Source organism: Paenibacillus pasadenensis (assembly GCF_002864175.1).
GTDB classification, from domain to species: Bacteria; Bacillota; Bacilli; order Paenibacillales; family Paenibacillaceae; genus Paenibacillus_O; species Paenibacillus_O pasadenensis.
Genome location: NZ_NFEZ01000001.1, coordinates 123610 through 139889, shown reverse-complemented (window position 1 = coordinate 139889; position 16280 = coordinate 123610). Strand labels below are relative to the sequence as shown.

The 16280-nt window shown below is 65.7% G+C and carries 13 protein-coding genes; 5 read left to right on the top strand and 8 right to left on the bottom strand.

The window, feature by feature from the left end:
• Positions 1–88 precede the first annotated feature (88 nt).
• The gene (locus B8V81_RS00690) at positions 89–1582 is read right to left on the bottom strand and encodes a protein adenylyltransferase SelO (RefSeq protein WP_101807402.1); all 1494 of its coding nucleotides are present in this window, start codon (positions 1580–1582) and stop codon (positions 89–91) included.
• A 317-nt stretch (positions 1583–1899) separates the two neighbouring features.
• On the opposite strand from B8V81_RS00690, the gene B8V81_RS00685 reads away from it, so the two are divergent.
• The 4 genes from B8V81_RS00685 (at position 1900) to B8V81_RS00670 (ending at position 9321) form a co-directional block, all read left to right on the top strand.
• A complete protein-coding gene (locus tag B8V81_RS00685) occupies positions 1900–2757 on the top strand; it encodes a class II fructose-bisphosphate aldolase (RefSeq protein ID WP_101807401.1) in 858 nt (285 codons plus the stop codon).
• An 89-nt stretch (positions 2758–2846) separates the two neighbouring features.
• A complete protein-coding gene (locus B8V81_RS00680; protein ID WP_101807400.1) occupies positions 2847–3794 on the top strand; it encodes a helix-turn-helix transcriptional regulator in 948 nt (315 codons plus the stop codon).
• Between the two features lie 63 nt (positions 3795–3857).
• On the top strand, positions 3858–4547 hold the full coding sequence (locus B8V81_RS00675) for a DinB family protein (protein WP_101807399.1): 690 nt from the start codon (positions 3858–3860) through the stop codon (positions 4545–4547).
• Between the two features lie 598 nt (positions 4548–5145).
• A complete protein-coding gene (locus B8V81_RS00670) occupies positions 5146–9321 on the top strand; it encodes a DUF7507 domain-containing protein (protein WP_101807398.1) in 4176 nt (1391 codons plus the stop codon).
• 119 nt (positions 9322–9440) lie between these two features.
• Here B8V81_RS00670 and B8V81_RS00665 read toward each other — a convergent pair whose 3' ends face one another.
• The 6 genes from B8V81_RS00665 to B8V81_RS00640 all read right to left on the bottom strand — a co-directional run bounded on the left by B8V81_RS00665 (position 9441) and on the right by B8V81_RS00640 (position 14310).
• Complete coding sequence (locus tag B8V81_RS00665) at positions 9441–9785, bottom strand: DUF1801 domain-containing protein (protein ID WP_101807397.1); 345 nt, start codon at positions 9783–9785, stop codon at positions 9441–9443.
• A gap of 27 nt (positions 9786–9812) precedes the next feature.
• The gene (locus tag B8V81_RS00660; protein WP_101807396.1) at positions 9813–11063 is read right to left on the bottom strand and encodes an RNA polymerase sigma factor; all 1251 of its coding nucleotides are present in this window, start codon (positions 11061–11063) and stop codon (positions 9813–9815) included.
• Positions 11060–11494: a YciI family protein gene (locus B8V81_RS00655; protein WP_101807395.1), complete on the bottom strand. Its 435-nt coding sequence runs from the start codon at positions 11492–11494 to the stop codon at positions 11060–11062. The genes B8V81_RS00660 and B8V81_RS00655 overlap by 4 nt, the downstream gene beginning before the upstream one ends.
• A 144-nt stretch (positions 11495–11638) precedes the next feature.
• On the bottom strand, positions 11639–12442 hold the full coding sequence (locus B8V81_RS00650) for an alpha/beta fold hydrolase (RefSeq protein ID WP_101807680.1): 804 nt from the start codon (positions 12440–12442) through the stop codon (positions 11639–11641).
• Between the two features lie 262 nt (positions 12443–12704).
• The gene (locus B8V81_RS00645) at positions 12705–12872 is read right to left on the bottom strand and encodes a CxxH/CxxC protein (protein ID WP_101807394.1); all 168 of its coding nucleotides are present in this window, start codon (positions 12870–12872) and stop codon (positions 12705–12707) included.
• A 100-nt stretch (positions 12873–12972) separates the two neighbouring features.
• Positions 12973–14310, bottom strand: a complete 1338-nt coding sequence (locus B8V81_RS00640; protein WP_101807393.1) for a S1C family serine protease — start codon at positions 14308–14310, stop codon at positions 12973–12975.
• A 266-nt stretch (positions 14311–14576) separates the two neighbouring features.
• Here B8V81_RS00640 and B8V81_RS00635 point away from each other — a divergent pair, with 266 nt between their 5' ends.
• The gene (locus B8V81_RS00635) at positions 14577–14828 is read left to right on the top strand and encodes a hypothetical protein (RefSeq protein ID WP_101807392.1); all 252 of its coding nucleotides are present in this window, start codon (positions 14577–14579) and stop codon (positions 14826–14828) included.
• Here the strand turns inward: B8V81_RS00635 and B8V81_RS00630 are convergent.
• Complete coding sequence (locus B8V81_RS00630; RefSeq protein WP_101807391.1) at positions 14791–15603, bottom strand: MBL fold metallo-hydrolase; 813 nt, start codon at positions 15601–15603, stop codon at positions 14791–14793. The genes B8V81_RS00635 and B8V81_RS00630 overlap by 38 nt on opposite strands.
• Between the last annotated feature and the right edge of the window lie 677 nt (positions 15604–16280).

Sequence of the window (16280 nt, the reverse complement as noted above, 5' to 3'; positions counted from 1 at the left end):
GTGCCTTGGTTCTGGCTCACGGACCCGGGGCTGCCCGTCCAAGGCAGATCTGTGCCTTGATTCCTGGCTTTCGGGCCCGGGGCCCCCCTTACGTCCCGCAGAACGTCCGGTAAGGAAGGCCGCCCTCCGGGGCGGGCGCCGCATACTCCTCCTGCTCCGCAGAATAGGCGTATGGATCGGCCAGAGCCGCCAGCAGCCGCTCCATGACGCCGAAATCGCCCGTCTCGGCCGCCGCCAGCGCCTCCTCGACGCGATGGTTGCGCGGGATGACGCTCGGATTGCTGCGCCGCATCAGCGACTCCGATGCGGCGGCTTCGCCATGCCGGGCGCGGCGCCCGCTCCAGCTTCGGAGCCAGTCCTCATACGCCTCGCCGCACAAGCCCGCCTCCGCCGTCTGCCCGAGCGTCAAGGCGCGGAACGCGTTCGTATAGTCCGCGCCCTGCTCCTGCATCAGCCGCAGCAAGCCGGACACGAGCTCCTCGTCGCCCTCTTCCTCGCCGAGCAGGCCGAGCTTGCCTCGCATGCCCTCCAGCCAGCGCCCATGATAAGCGCCTTCGAACGCGGCGAGCGCGCCCTCCGCCAGCTCCAGCGCCTGCTCCTGATCTTCATGCAGCAGCGGCAGCAGCGACTCCGCGAGGCGCGCGAGGTTCCAGGCGGCGATGTACGGCTGGTTGCCGTAGGCATAACGCCCTTGCGAGTCGATCGAGCTGAACACGGTCGCCGGATCGAACCGGTCCAGGAACGCGCAGGGGCCGTAGTCGATCGTCTCGCCGCTGATCGTCATGTTGTCGGTGTTCATGACGCCGTGCACGAAGCCGACGAGCTGCCACGACGCGAGCAGCGACGCCTGGCGGAGGACGGTTCCCTGCAGCAGCCGCAGCGCGCGGCCGGAGCCGTCCGCTCCCGCCGCCTCCGCCTCGCTCCAGCCTTGCGGATCGTGGCGGCGCAGCGCGTAGTCGGCGAGCTGCCGCAGCTCGTCCTCCGAGCCCCACTGGGCGGCGAACTGGAACGTGCCGACGCGCAGATGGCTCGCCGCGACGCGGGTCAGGATCGCGCCGGTCTCCAGCGTCTCGCGCACGATCCGCTCGCCGGTCGTCACGACCGCAAGGCTGCGCGTCGTCGGGATGCCGAGGCCGTGCATCGCCTCGCTGATGATGTATTCGCGCAGCATCGGGCCGAGCGCGGCGCGTCCATCGCCCCCGCGCGAGTACGGCGTGCGGCCGGAGCCCTTGAGCTGGATGTCGCGCAGCTCTCCGGACGGCGTCCGCTGCTCGCCGAGCAGGACCGCGCGTCCGTCGCCGAGCCGGTTGAAATAGCCGAACTGATGCCCCGCGTATGCCTGCGCCAGCGGCTCGGCGCCATCGGGCAGCCGGTTGCCGGCAAACGTCTCCGCTCCGTCCGCGCCTGCCAGCGCTTCCGGGTCCAGCCCCATCTCGGCTGCCAGCGGCCGATTCAGCACGGCCAGCGCAGGCGCGCGGACCGGAATCGGATTCTGGCGGGTGAACAGCGTCTCGGGCAGCCGGGCATAGCTGCTTTCCAGGTTCCAGCCGGACGATGCGGCGCTTGCCTTCTTTTCGCTCATAGGTTCGATGGACCTCCTTGGCCTAGCCAACGTTTTCCTCCAGTATACCCGTTGCCGGACGGCGCAAGCGAATCCGCCTGGCGGCGGGAACTTGTGCCATATGGCGCATAATTGCCCCGCTTTAGCGGAATTTTAAGCCGAATGCCTTCTTTTCGTAACGAAATGCACGCGGATCCTGTCTGAAATTGCAGGTTCAAAGCCCCTTATTTATGTTAAAATAACGGAAGACAAGCACGGGCCGAGGCCCTACTTTGCCATTCTCATGCCCGCATGAGGAGAAACCAGCTGTAGACACCAGACATTTAGGAGGAGTTACAATGGCACTCGTTTCCATGAAGGACATGCTCAACAAAGCGCTCGAGGAGCACTACGCGGTCGGCCAGTTCAACATCAACAACCTGGAGTGGACGCAAGCGATCCTCGCGGCTGCCGAAGAAGAGAAGTCCCCGGTCATCCTGGGCGTCTCCGAAGGCGCTGCCCGCTACATGGGCGGCTTCAAGGTCGTAACGAACATCGTCTCCGCGCTGATCGAAGAGATGAAGATCACCGTACCGGTAGCGATCCACCTCGACCACGGCTCCAGCTTCGAGAAGTGCAAAGCCGCGATCGACGCGGGCTTCACGTCCGTCATGATCGACGCCTCGCACCATCCGTTCGAAGAGAACGTGGCGACGACCAAGCAAGTGGTCGAGTACGCGCATAGCAAAGGCGTGTCCGTCGAAGCCGAGCTCGGCACCGTCGGCGGCCAAGAAGACGACGTCGTAGCGGACGGCGTCATCTACGCCGATCCGAAGGAATGCTTCGAGCTCGTGCAGCGCACCGGCATCGACTGCCTGGCTCCGGCGCTCGGCTCCGTGCACGGCCCGTACAAAGGCGAGCCGAACCTCGGCTTCAAAGAAATGGAAGAGATCTGCCAGACGATCAAGCTGCCGCTCGTCCTGCACGGCGGCACGGGCATCCCGACCGACCACATCAAGCGCTCCATCGGCCTCGGCACGGCGAAGATCAACGTCAACACCGAGAACCAGATCGAGTTCACCAAAAAAGTCCGCGAGATCGTGACGAAGGACCTCGAAGTCTACGATCCGCGCAAATTCCTCGCCCCGGGCCGCGACGCCATCAAGGCGACGGTTCAAGGCAAGATGCGCGAGTTCGGTTCTTCCGGCAAAGCGTAAGCCTTTTTCATCAACCGCAAAGCCCCTGCCCCGTTCATTCGGCGCAGGGGCTTTTTGGCAACACGACCGAACAAAGGAAGGGAACGGCAATGAACAAGACGGAGCGAATGCTGGCCATCGTCATCGAGCTGCAGCGCAAAGGGATCTTGCGGGCCGAGGATCTGGCCGGCCGGTTCGAGACGAGCGTCCGCACGATTTACCGCGACATGCAGGCGCTCAGCGAAATGGGCGTGCCGGTGGCCGGAGCGACAGGTGTCGGCTATTCCCTCATGGAGGGCTATTTCCTCCCCCCGGTCAGCTTCACGCCCGAAGAAGCGATGGCTCTGCTCGTGGGGGCCGATTTTGTCGAGCTGCTGCTGGATTCCGGATACGGCTCCAGCGCCCGCAGCTCGCAGGAGAAGATCGAGGCCATCTTGCCGGAGAGCGTGCGCGGGGAGACGGCCCGGCTGCGGTCCGTGATCCGGCTGATGAACGATCGGACGGCGTGCATGCGCGTGGCGGAGAAAGCCGCGTTCGAGCAGCTGCGCCGGGCCATCCTGCAGAAACGCAAGGTTCGTTTCCGCTACTCCAAAAGCCTGGCCGAGCCGGACGAAACTCGTCACAGCGAGCGCACGGCCGATCCTTACGGGCTCGTTTTTTCGCAGGGGGCCTGGATGCTTGTCGCATTCTGCGGGTTGAGGCGGAACCTGCGCCATTTTCGGCTGTCCCGCATGAAGGAGCTTGACGTGCTGGAACAATCGTATGACGTCCTCCCCGGCTTCGACCTGCGGAATCGACGGCCTGCGGACGACCGGGACCTGATCGTACGGATGCGGGTCGACCCGGCTGTCGCGGATCTCGTGGAGGGATCGGACAACTACTATATGGAATCGTTCGAGCCGATGGAGGAAGGCTGGCTGGCGACGTTCCGCGTCAGGCGGATCGAGGATCTGCTTCCGTGGACGCTCGGCTGGGGGGCCGCGGTGAGCGTGCTGGAACCGGAGTCGCTGCGGGAGCGCATCCGGGCGGAAATCGAAGCGATGCGAAAAAGGTACTGACATCCTTGTGTCAGGAGCCTTGCGTTACGCTGAAGCCATCTCAGGACAAGGAGTGGTTCGGCAATGGATACAAAGGAAACGCTGCGCAGATTCGAAGACACGGTGAACCGGTACAAGCAGGAGCTGGAAGGCCTCAGCTTGGAGCGGCTGCTATGGAAGCCGTCGGCAGACGAGTGGTCGCTCGGCCAGATGTACATGCATCTGATCGGCTCCGCGCAGCAGATGCAGCTGGCGAATGCAGCGCTCTGCCTCGCGCCGGATGGCGATCCGGCAGATTGTCCTGCGGGCAAGACGAAGCAGGGGGAGGCGCTGTTCCAGGAGGGAAGCTTTCCCCCGGACCGAATCCAAGTCCCTCCATCTCCCGCCTACACGCCGCCGCAGCCGGCCGGCAAGGAGCAGCTCCTGGACGGGCTGCGCCAAACGCTCAGCCGGATGGCCGAGATCGAGCCGGCGGTAGCGGCGGCGTTCGATCCGCAAAGGGATGCGGCTTTCCAGCGCGTGCACAAGACGGTCGTTCATCCGCGATTAGGCGGCTTGAATGCGCTGGAATGGTTTCAGCTGATCGAGATGCATTATCGTCACCATCGGCTGCAGAAGCAACGTCTGGATGACGCTTGGACAAAAGCGCATGGGTCATGCGGCGTGCCGGCTGGCCCACGCCGCATCAGCCCTTCCTGGACGGAGCGCCCCGCATGCACGCCGACCCTTTCTTCCCCATTCTCACCCTTCCTCCTTTATTCTCCCTTTTCCTAGGTAACACTTTGAATTACGAAGTAATTCCATGCGATTTTCTCCCGCCTCCAGCAGCTTGGGTCATGATCCGCGCCAAGCGATTGGGACGAGAATCCCAAATTCGGCATCAAGCTTGAGTAGCATGCGGGCGTTGTCGACGCCATAGACTGAACGGATGACTACCTTTTGCAAAGGCAGGTGGCGCCCATGCCCGGACCGGAGTCTACGGTCTTGTTCATCGCCAACTCGCAAGGCAACGACGTGTCGGTCGTCTCGGTGTTCGCCCGAACGGAAATCGCCCGCTTTCCCGTCGGACAGACGCCGCGTTATGTCGCCGCCAGCGAGAATATCCGCCGAGTCTTCGTGACGCTGGAAGGAGAAAACGCGGTCGCCTTCATCGAGGCCGACGGCTTGTTCCCGTTCTACAACGCTCCGGTCGGCACGGCCCCGCTCGGCATCGACATCACGCCGGACAGCCAGCTGCGGCGATCCGGCCGGGGGCAGCGCCGTCGCCGTCGACTTCTCCAGCGGCCGCGTCTACGCGGGCAGCGCCGAGGGCATCCGCGTCATCGACGCGCTGTCCAATACGATCGTCGCCACGATCCCCGTCCCGGAGCCCGTGAACAACCTGGCGACGCAGCCCTACGGCTCGCGGGTGTATGCGACCGGAGCGGAAGGCACGGTGTACGGCATCGATCCCGACTCCGGCACGATCGTCGGATCGGTCTTTTTTGGCGGCGCCTCGGTGCCCCAGGACATCGTCGCCTCGTCCTTCGGCGAGGTGTACGCGACGCTGCAGGGCTTCAACGAAGCGGCGGCGCTGGACAGCAACGCGCAGTTCGAGTTCGGCCGGGTGCCGGTCGGACCCGCTCCGGAGGGCATCGCCATCCTGGAGAACTTCAACGCGACCGGAGCCGTCGAGCTGTTCAAGCGGGACGAATTCGGCAACCCGCTGCAGGGAGCGTTCATCCGGGTGAGGGGACTGAGCGTGCCGTTCGACTTCTCGGGCATCACCGACTTCAACGGCCGCCTCTTCCTCGGCGACCTGCCTCTCGGGGAATACGAGATCGTCGAGATCATCCCGCCTCCCGGCTATGAGCCAGTCTATTATCCGTACCGGTTCGCCATCCTCAAGCCCGGCGAGATCCAGTTCATCGAGATCTTGAACTTCCGCCGCATCGTCGAGTTCTTCCTGCGCAAGCTCGACGCCGAGACGGGAGCTCCCCTCGCCGGAGCCGAGTTCCGCTTCTCCGGACCGGACGTCCTCGACGTCGTCACCGACGCGAACGGCCAGGCGGTCGTCGTCCTGCAGCCGGGAGTCTACTTCGTCGAGGAGACGCGGGCGCCGGAAGGCTACGAGCCGGTCGAGCCGTTCTACATCGACACCAATTATGAAACCTATCGGGAAGTGCTGGACCAGCGGCGGCTCGAGCCGCGCGTCGAGCTCGTCAAGAGCAGCGGCGGCGTGGCTCAAGCCCGTCCCGGCGATCTGATTCCGTACACGATCGAGGTCATCAACACCGGCAACACCGTGCTCCGCAATCTGGTCGTCTCCGACCTGCTGCTCGGCTTCGAGGAGCGCGTCGATCAGCTCAATCCGGGCGAGAGCCTGTTCTTCTCCATTCCCTATGTCGTCCAGGCGGGCACTCCGGCCGGCCCGCTCGACAACGTCGCGACGGCCGTCAGCGAAGAGGCGTCGGCCGAGTCCGAAGCGTCGGTGGAGATCCTGCCCGTGCCCGTGCTGCTTCTCTCCAAGCGCGCCGACCGTCCGTCTGTCGTCGAGGGGAGCGAGGTGATCTACACGATCGAGCTGGCCAATGGCGGCAACGTGCCGCTGACGGACGTGCGCCTCTCCGACTCCCTGCTGCCGGTGCCGGTCGGCCCGTTCTCGCTGGCGATCGGGGAGACGCGGGAGGTGAGCGTGCCGGTCACGGCCGGTCCTCCGTTCATCGTGGACGGCCGCATCACCAACGTCGCGACGGCGACGAGCGGCCAGACGGCGCCCGTGCAGGATACCGCCGTCGTGCTCGTGCTGGCCGGACCGGAGAGCCTCAGGCTCGTCAAAAGCGTCTCGCCGGATGCCGTGCGTCTCGGGGAGACGGCCGTCTTCGAGTTCGAGCTGACCAATACGGGCAGCGTCCGGCTGACGAACGTCACGCTGAACGATCCCGTGCTCGGGCTCGTGCTGACGTTCGACCAGATCCTGCCCGGCGAGTCGGTGCGCTACGAGCAGCCGTATACGCCGGACGTCGTGCCGCCCGGCGGCGTGCTGACCAACCGGGCCGCCGCGGTCTCCTCGGGACCGGAGGGCGAGGTGCGCAGCAACGAGGCGAGCGCGACGCTGAAGGTGATCGCCGTCCCGGCGCTGGCGCTGTCCAAGACCGCCGACCGCGCCGAGGTGATCCAGGGCAATACCGTCACCTACACGATCCGCGTCGTCAACGTCGGCGACGTGCCGCTGACGAACGTGCGCGTCACGGACGTGCAGCTGAGCCTGAACGAGACGATCCTCTCGCTGCCTCCCGGCCAGGAAGCCTCGTTCATCCGGGCCGTGACGGTGCCGCTCGCCGTGCCGCCCGGCACGCTGCTCATCAATACCGTATCCGCCGTGTCCAATCAGACCGGGCTTCAGGAGGATACGGCCGAGGTGCTCGTGCTGCCGTTCTTCCGGCTGGAGCTGGAAAAGCTCGCCGACCGCACCGTCGCGCTGCCCGGCGAAACGATCCAGTACCGCATCGTCGTGACCAACACGGGCGGAGCCGATCTGACCGCCGTCTCCGTCCAGGACGCGCTGCTCTCGATCTCGGAGTCGATCAACCGGCTCGTGCCGGGCGAGCAGGCCGTCTTCGGCGGGGAGCTGACCGTGCCGCCGTTCACGCCGGAGGGCACCGTCATCGCCAACGTGGCGACGGCCATCTCGGACCAGACGCCGCTGCAGAGCGACGATGCCACCGTGACGGTCGGCCCCCTGCCGGCGCTCGCCTTGCAGAAGGCGGCGAGCGTGCCGAGCGCGCTGCCGGGCGACGAGATCCTCTACACGTTCACGCTGCTGAACATCGGCAACGTCCTCCTGACGAACGTGCGCGTCACGGATCCGCTGACCGGGCTCGACAGCATCGTGCCGACGCTTGCCCCGGGCGGCGAGATCAGCCTGACCGCGACGTTCGTCGTGCCGGCCGACGCGCCGCCGCAGACGGTGCTGGTCAACACCGCGGCCGCCGCCTCCGACCAGACCGCCCCGGTCGAGGCTTCGGCGCGGGTCGCCATCGCGCCGGCGTCCGCGCTGACGATCGTCAAGTCGGCCGACCGCACGGAGGCGGCTCCGCTGGAGGCGATCGCCTATACGATCGTCGTGACCAATGCCGGCCCGGTCCGCGTCGGCAACGTGCTTATCGCGGATGAGGAGGCCGGCGTGCAGCTGCGCGTGCCGGCGCTCGAGCCCGGCGAGTCCATCTCCGTGCCGGCGGCGCGCATCGTGCCTCCCGGCACGCCGGCGGCATTCCCCGGGGAGACGGTCGTCTACTCCGCGACCGTGCTCAATACGGGCAACACGACGCTGACGAACGTCGTGCTGACCGACTCGCGCATCGGGCTGGAAGCCCGGCTGGAGGCGCTGGAGCCCGGTGCGGCGGAGTCGTTCCGCCAGCCGTACGCCATTCCGGAGGATGCCGCTGCCGGCTCGGTCATCGACAATACGGCCTCCGCCGCCTCCGACCAGACGGCGCCGGTCTTCTCGAGCGTATCGCTCGCCGTCCGCGCCGGCTTCAGCCTGACGCTCGACAAATCGGTCGCGCCGGCCTCCGCGCTTCCGGGCGAGACGGTCCGCTACTCGATCGTCGTGCGCAACGCCTCCAACGCGCCGGTCACGAACGTCCGGCTCGTCGACCAGATGATCGGCTTCTCCCAGCTCATCACGGAAATTCCGGCCGGCCGCAGCGTCGTGCTGTTCGCCGATTACCGCGTCCCTCGCACCGCGCCGGGCGGCTCCCTCATCGTCAACCGCACGACCGCCATCAGCGACCAGACGTCTCCGATCCAGGACACGGCCACCGTCGCGGTGCGCTCGCTGCCGAGGATGCAGCTCGCCAAGGCCGCCATTCCGGCGCAAGGACGCCCCGGCCAGACGATCGCCTTCCAGATCCGGCTGCGCAACGTCGGCAACGTGCCGCTGAGCCCGCTACGCGTCACGGATCCGCTGCTCGGCATCGATACGATCGTGTCCGTCTTCTCCAGCGGCTCGCCGGCCTCGCTCATCGGCGCCGGCGGCACCGTCTCCGTGCCGTATACGATTCCCGAGACGGCGGCGCCCGGTTCCACGATCGTCAACACGGTGCGCGCGGACTCGCCGCAGACCGATCCGCAGTCGGCCGAAGCGGCGGTGCTCGTGCTGCCGTCGCTGCTGCAGGTGCGCAAGAGCGCCGATCGGCAGACGACCTATCCCGGCGATGTCGTGCGGTTCCGCATCGAGGCGCGCAACGTCAGCGACCGGCCGCTGTCGGGCCTCGCCCTGTTCGACCGGCTGCAGTCCGGCCTCCAGCTCGTGCCGGGCAGCCTCGCCATCGGCGGCGCGACGGCGCCGCGCCAGTCGCTCGAAGGCGCGGCTCTAGGCGACCTCGCTCCCGGAGCGGCCGTGGAGCTGTCGTTCCAGGCGCGCGTCCCCGCCTCCCTGCAGGCGGGCCTCATCGCCAACTTCGCCTCCGTGCGCTATGCCTTCGTCAGCGAGTCGGGCAGCTCCGAGCGGGCATCGGCGCGCTCCAATACGGTGGAGCTCACCGTGACGGAGGAAGAAGAATAAGCATCGGCGCCAAAAAGGCTGCGCCCGGTCCGCATGTGCGGATGTCGGGCGCAGCCTTTTTTTTGCGGGAATAACCGAAGCGCTTCGGTTCGCAGGAAGAACCGCCGCAGGCTCTCCGATCAGGCCAGTCCGGCGCTCGCCTGCGCGAGCAGCGGCGCCAGCAGCTGCGTCTCCACGGCGTCGCCCTTGCGCAGCTTGATCGTCTTGCGCTCCGGCGGCCCTTCGAAGCGCCCTTCGGGCAGCTCGAGGCCGTCCGCATTGAAGATCGTGAAGCTCACGGCGTCCTTCGACGTCGAGATGACGGCCGCATACTTTCCATTCTTCAGGAAATGCGGCTTCTTGTACTGGATGCGCTCCTGCACGCCCGGAATCGCATCGTGCACGAGGCGGCGCAGCTCGGCGGAATGCTCCGCTTGCCAGGGCTCTTTCAACGCTTCAAGAAACTCGGTCACTTCGGGATTCATCGGTTCATCTCTCCTCGGATTCATAGATTAAATTGCCTCGCAGCTCGCCGCCTGCTCCAGCAGCAGGTCGCGCTCGCGGGCGTTGCGGGCGAGCCCGGCCGCGCGCTCGAACTCGGCGCGAGCCTCTGCGGGCCGCCCGAGGCGCTGCAGCAGCTCGCCGCGCACGCTCGGCAGCAGATGATAGCCGGCAAGCTCGCCGCGCCGCTCCAGCTCGTCGGCGATCGCCAGGCCGATCGCCGGCCCGAACGCCATCGCCACGGCGACCGCGCGGTTCAGCTCGACGACCGGAGACGGCTGGCCCTGCATCAGCGCCTCGTACAGCGCCGAAATGCGCACCCAGTCCGTCTCCGCCTCGGACGGAGCCTCGGCATGGCAGGCGGCGATGGCCGCCTGCAGCAGATACGGCCCATAGCGCCGGCCGAGCGAGCGGCCCCGCTCCAGCGCTGCCAGTCCGCGCCGCATATGCAGCCGGTCCCAGCGGGCGCGATTCTGGTCGCGCAGCCGGACGAGCCGTCCGTCCGGCGCGACCCGCTGGCGGAGCCGCGACGACTGGAGCTCGAGCAGAGCGGCGAGTCCGTGGACTTCGGGCTCGCCGGGCATGAGCTCCGCGAGCACGCGGCTCAGCCGCAGCGCCTCCCGGCAAAGCAGCGGCCGCAGCAGGTCGTCGCCGGACGTCGCCGCGTACCCTTCGTTGAACATCAGGTACAGCGCCTCGAGCACGGCGGACAGCCGCTCCTGCAGCTGCCGCCCCTCCGGCAGCTCGAACGCGACCTGCTTCGCCGCCAGCGTGCGCTTGGCGCGCACGATCCGCTGGGCGATCGCGGGCTCGGCGGCGAGGTAGGAGCGGGCGATCTGCTCCGTCGTCAGGCCGCATAGCAGCCGCAGCGTCAGCGCGACGCGGGATTCCTGAGCGAGCACGGGATGGCAGGTCAGGAAGATCAGCCGCAGCAGATCGTCGCCGACGCCCTCGCCGAGATCCGGCTCATCCTCCGCATAGAGCGGCGTATGGCCCGCCAGCTGCTCGTACTTGCGCTCCCGCAGCTGGCTGCGGCGGATGAGGTCGATGCCGCGCCGCCGCGCCGTCGTCATGAGCCATGCGCCCGGGTTGTCCGGAATGCCGGTCTGCGGCCATTTTTCCAGCGCCGCGACGAGCGCGTCCTGCGCCAGATCCTCGGCGATGCCGACATCCCGCGTGAGGCGGGTGAGCACGGCGATCAGCTTGGGCGCCTCCATGCTCCACACCGCCGCGATCGTCTGGCGGACGCCGGCCTCGCTCATCCTCGGCGCTGCGACTCGACTTGCCGCCGCAGCTCGCTTTCCCGCTCCTGCCACTCGGCATCCGGCGTCAGCTCCTCCGGCTCGAACACCTGCCGCAGCTCGATCTGTCCCTGTCCGCCGCCATGCGGATCCGGCATGCGCATCGCCCACTGGATCGCTTCCTCGCGCGACTTGACCTCGATCAGCGTGTAGCCGGCGATGATCTCCTTCGTTTCGGTGAACGGCCCGTCCACGACCTTCGGCTTGCCGCCGGGATTCGGGTAGCTGATGCGGATGCCGTTCGCGCTTGCCTGCAAGCCGTCCGCTGCGAGCAGCACGCCCGCGCGCGCCAGCTCCTCGTTGTAGCGCTGCATCGCTTCGATCAGCTCCGTGGCCGGCAGCACGCCGGCTTCGGAATCGGCCGTTCCTTTGACGATCATCATGAATCTCATCGTTCATCCTCCTTTGAATGGGAGAGCTTCGGCTCTCTCTCTACGACCACGTCGATCACAGCGCGGAGGAATCGACATCGCGTCTTTTCTTTTTTCGAGAATGTCCTTCCCATCCCTTCCGCTTGCCGTGAGTTCCATGCCGTTTCAGCCGAAAAAGGCTTTCAGCTCGGCTGCGATCCGTTCCGGCTGGAGCTTTTTCGTATGGCCGAGCCCTTTGGCGCTGCATAGCGCCGCCGATGGAAGCGCGGCCGCGATCGCTTCCGCTCCCCGTCGAAGGCCGGCCGGGCTTTCCGTGCCGGCGAGCACGAGCGTCTCCGTCTTCACGGCTTCCCAGTCGGCCGCCCGGAGCGGCTTGCCGTCCATATAGCCGGACATGAGCTCCGCGTCGTAGGGCAGCGTATGCGCGACCGCGAGCAGCCTTTTCCATACGCCGGGCATCATCCGCATCATCTTCACGATGAACGCCGGAGCGCCCAGTCCCTCGGTCATGAAGTAACGCACCGACTCGGCCCGATCGCCAGCGGCGGCAATCCTCCGCGTCCGCTCCACGAAGTCCGCCGGCGGCCGCCGGTCCTGCTCCCCGACGACGAAGGGAGGCTCGTGGAGCGCAAGCTTCTCGATGCTCGCCCCGCCTCCGGCCGCCCGCAGGGCGATCATCGCTCCCGAGGACAGCGCCCATACGCGGGCCGGCTCCCCGGCTGCCGCCAGCACGGCCTCCAGATCCTCGACCTCGCGCTGCGGAGCGTAGACGGCCGCATCCCCGCTGTCTCCTCTACCCCGGCGGTCGTAGTAGTAGACGGTGTAGCGGTCGGACAGCAGGCGGGCCAGCTCGACCTGGTCGGGGAAGTTCCGGTAGCTGAACGCTCCCGTGACGAGCACGACAGCCGGGCCTCTTCCTGTTTTTTCATATGCGATGCGGGTTCCGTCCTTCGAGATGGCGATGTTCATGATCATTCTCCTTCATGCGGAATGGTTGCCTCTATCTATATGTCGAACAAGAAGCGGGCCGATCGACAGCCTCGCCGGATTTTTTTCATCCACATGTGGATAAGCTCTCCGCAGCTGCGCGATTCGGCGTATCCACAGCCCTCGGTGGATACGCCGCGAGCTGTCCACAGGCCGGCCTCCGAACGGGGCGCCTGCGGCTGCAAGCGCAAAAAAAGCCTTTCCCCTTCGGGAAAGACTTTTGCGCTCGAAACGTTTGCTGGGCTCATACGATGAGGAATTCCGCCTTCTCCTCGCACAAGTCACATTTTACCGGCGGGTCCCAGTTCGCGAAGTGCGTCTCGTTCAGATTCACCATGTCCGGCGCATCCTCGTACTCATCCACGAACTTGTCCAATGCCAGCTCAATATGTCCCTTGCACACGCAATACATTCGATGACCTACCCCTATTCTGATTCCTGAAATGATGTCGATTACCGCCATTATACCACAAAAGCGGGGCCGGCATGCCGCCGGCGTCCCGCTTCCGCGCCTATTCTTCCTCTTCGCTCTTGTCCTGCAGCTTGAACGTCACCGCATCCGGCTTGCCGTCGCGGTAGAACGTCACCTTGATCTTGTCGCCGATGCGCTTCTTGCCGTACAGGTACTTGCGCAGCTCCATCGTGCTGCCGATCGACTGGTCGTCGAGCTTCGTGATGACGTCGTTGAACTGCAGGCCGGCCTCGCTCGCCGGTCCGACCGCCTCCAGCACGATGACGCCCGCGGTCACCTCGCCCGGCAGCTTCGGCCCGCCGGACGAAGGCGACTCCGCCGCGGCATCGCCGTCCTCCGCGTCCGGCACTCCGCCGCCCAGCCCTTGCTGGGCGTAGTAGGAGGCCAGATCGAGCGTGTACACGCCCAGATAAGGACGAGGCACGGCGCCGGTCTTCATCAGCTGGTCGACGATCGGCATGGCGTTGTTGACCGGAATCGCGAATCCGACGCCTTCGACGCCGATGTCGGAGATCTTCATGCTGTTGATGCCGATGACCCGGCCCTGCATGTCGATCAGCGGCCCGCCGCTGTTGCCCTGGTTGATCGAGGCGTCGGTCTGGATGACCTCCTGCTCCCAGTCGTAGTTGCCGTCCTGGCTGAGCGACACCGGAATGATCTGCTTCGTCTTGCTGACGATGCCCATGGACAGGGAATCGCCGAGGCCGAGCGGATTGCCGATCGCCATGACCATCTCGCCGGACTGCAGCTTGGCGGAGTCGCCCATCTCGGCGATCGTCTCGATGCCCTCGCCGTCGATCTCCAGCACGGCCAGATCGGTGATGTAGTCGCCTCCGACCAGCTTCGCCGGGCGCGTCTCGCCGTCGATCAGGACGACCTTGAGCCCGGCCGCGCCTTCGATGACGTGATTGTTGGTGATCAGGTACGCCTTGCCGTCCTTCTTGGCGAAAATGACGCCGCTGCCGACGCTCGCCGGCTGCAGGTCGGCGGAATCCTGCGGCGCTTCGGCGCCGTCCTCGGCTCCTTCCTGCTCTTGCGGCAGGAAAGCCGCCTGCTCGTTGACGACGCTCACGACCGCCGGCCGCACCTTGGACGAGGCGGCGACGGTCTGCTGGATCGCGTCGCCGGGAGCGACGAGGCCGCTCGCCGCCGGCGTTCCCGCCGTCTCGACCGCGGCCTCCGGGCTGCCGCCGCCCAATGCGAGCGCCAGCACGAGCACGATCGCGGCTCCCGAAGCCCCGGACAGGAGGGCGAGCCTGCCGGCTCCCCAGTCCTTGCGGCTGCGTAGCGGGAAGCCGGACATCTTCTGCTTGCGGCTGGTCTTGCTGGCGCGCCGGGAGATCTTTGTCGAATAGAACTCATCCTCGAACAAACCCATGATACCCGCTCCTCCCGTGGTTTGCGCACGCGTTCGATTGCTCTATTTTCTAAGCATACGTGGCTGCTTCTGGTTCGACTACAGGATGTTTTTTCTCTTCTTGGAATGATTTCGGAAGATGCGTCTAGAATAATAATAGAGCAAGCCTATCCTCCCCTTCTTGACGGGAGAGGGAGCTCAATTGTTGCAGCATGGCGCCGATATATCCTCTATCCAGCGCTCTGTCTGCAGCTCCACCAGCCGATACCGGGAAAGGAAGAAAGCCGATGGATATAAAGCTCATTACCACTCCGGACGCCGCCCCAAGCGCCTGGGACCAGGTCGCGGTCATGGGCAAGCTCGGAGATCTGAGCGATACGCAGTACCGGACGCTGCTGGCGCTCAGCGCCATGCTGGAGCTGCTCGTCGACAAGGGCATCCTCACCCGCGAGGAGCTCGAGCGCAAGTCCGCTCAGCTCGAGGCCGGCGACAGCGAGCCGCTCAGAGCGCTTTCCGCTTTATTCGATCCCATGGAGTAGGCTCGTACGGATGCGTGTCCCGCAGCGGATGCTCGTCCTTGCGGAAGAAATGTCCGCGGTCCTCGAGCACGCCGTTCACCGTCAGCCTCGCCAGATCCATCAGGTTGTGGTTGAGGCTCAGATGGGCGAGATACACCCGCCGCGTGCGGTCGGTCATCAGCTCGCACAGCGCTTCGCCGGCCGCCTCGTTGGACAGATGGCCGATGTCGCTCAGGATGCGGCGCTTGATGTTCCACGGATAGCGGCCCATGCGCAGCATCTCGGGGTCGTGGTTGGACTCCAGCACGAGCACGTCGGAGTCGATGATGCTGCGCCGCACCAGATCGCTGACGTAGCCGAGGTCCGTCGCGAGGCTCAGCTTGTAGTCGTCGTCCGTGAACGTGTAGCCGACCGGCTCCGCCGCGTCATGCGAGATCGGATAGGAGCGCACCGTCATGCTCCCGAACTGCACCTCCTCGCCCGTCCCCATCACGACCCGCCGCTCGGGCGGCACGTGGGAGGCATGGCGCTCGAGAGCGGCCCAAGTCGCCTCGTTGGCGTATACCGGCAGCTCGTATTTGCGAGCGAGGGCGTTAAGGCCCTTGATATGATCGGAATGCTCATGCGTGATGAGCACGGCGTCGATGTCATGGCCGGCGATGCCCTGGCTGCCCATCAGCTCTTCGAGCTTCTTGAGGCTGTGCCCGGCATCGACGAGCACCGTCTTGTCCCCGCTCTGCACGACCGTCGCGTTGCCGGTCGAGCCGCTGGCCAGCACGGTAAATCTGAATTCCATTATCCTTGCCTTCCCTTCCATGGCCTGCAAGGCCAATCCAAGCCCTTAAAGACTCATTGTACCATTGTCCGTCCGGCGTCTCCACAGTCATCTGGAAATTTCGCTAGAAAAAAGGAGCCGTCCCGAGGTCCGTTGCGCGGACCTCGGGACGGCTTCTTTTCATTCCAGGCAGCTGCCGAAACCGCCTTTCGGCACGCCCCGTGACGGTAGTCTGGACCCCTTCATCTCTTGTCCGCCTTCCCGGCATGCTGGTTTCTATCGGGCTCGTCGACCAGTAAACCCTTCGACTCAAACTGCCATCGGAATTGTCTTCGTTCCATCTACGCGCGGTTTTTCCGCGTGTAAGCGGCCTTTTTTCGCCTTTTAAGCCTGCTTCGCACGGAATTCCCACGCGTAAGCGGCTCCTTCCCGAGGCTTGGGGCAGCTACGCACGGATTTTCCGTGCGTAAGCAGTCCGTTGCCGCCGTTCGAGCTGGCTATGCGCGGGTTTTCCGCGCGTAAGCGCCCCCTCTTCGTCAGGCCAGGCGGCAACGGCCGCCCCGATTGCTCAAGATCGCGTAGAATCCGCGATAGTTTCCTGAGCTCGCCTCGGGTGATGCTGGAGCAGGAGCGGAGGGGACGGAAACCTCTTGGAGAAGCGCCAGCGGTTCCCTTGAAGGCCGGATTCCTTCCGTTTC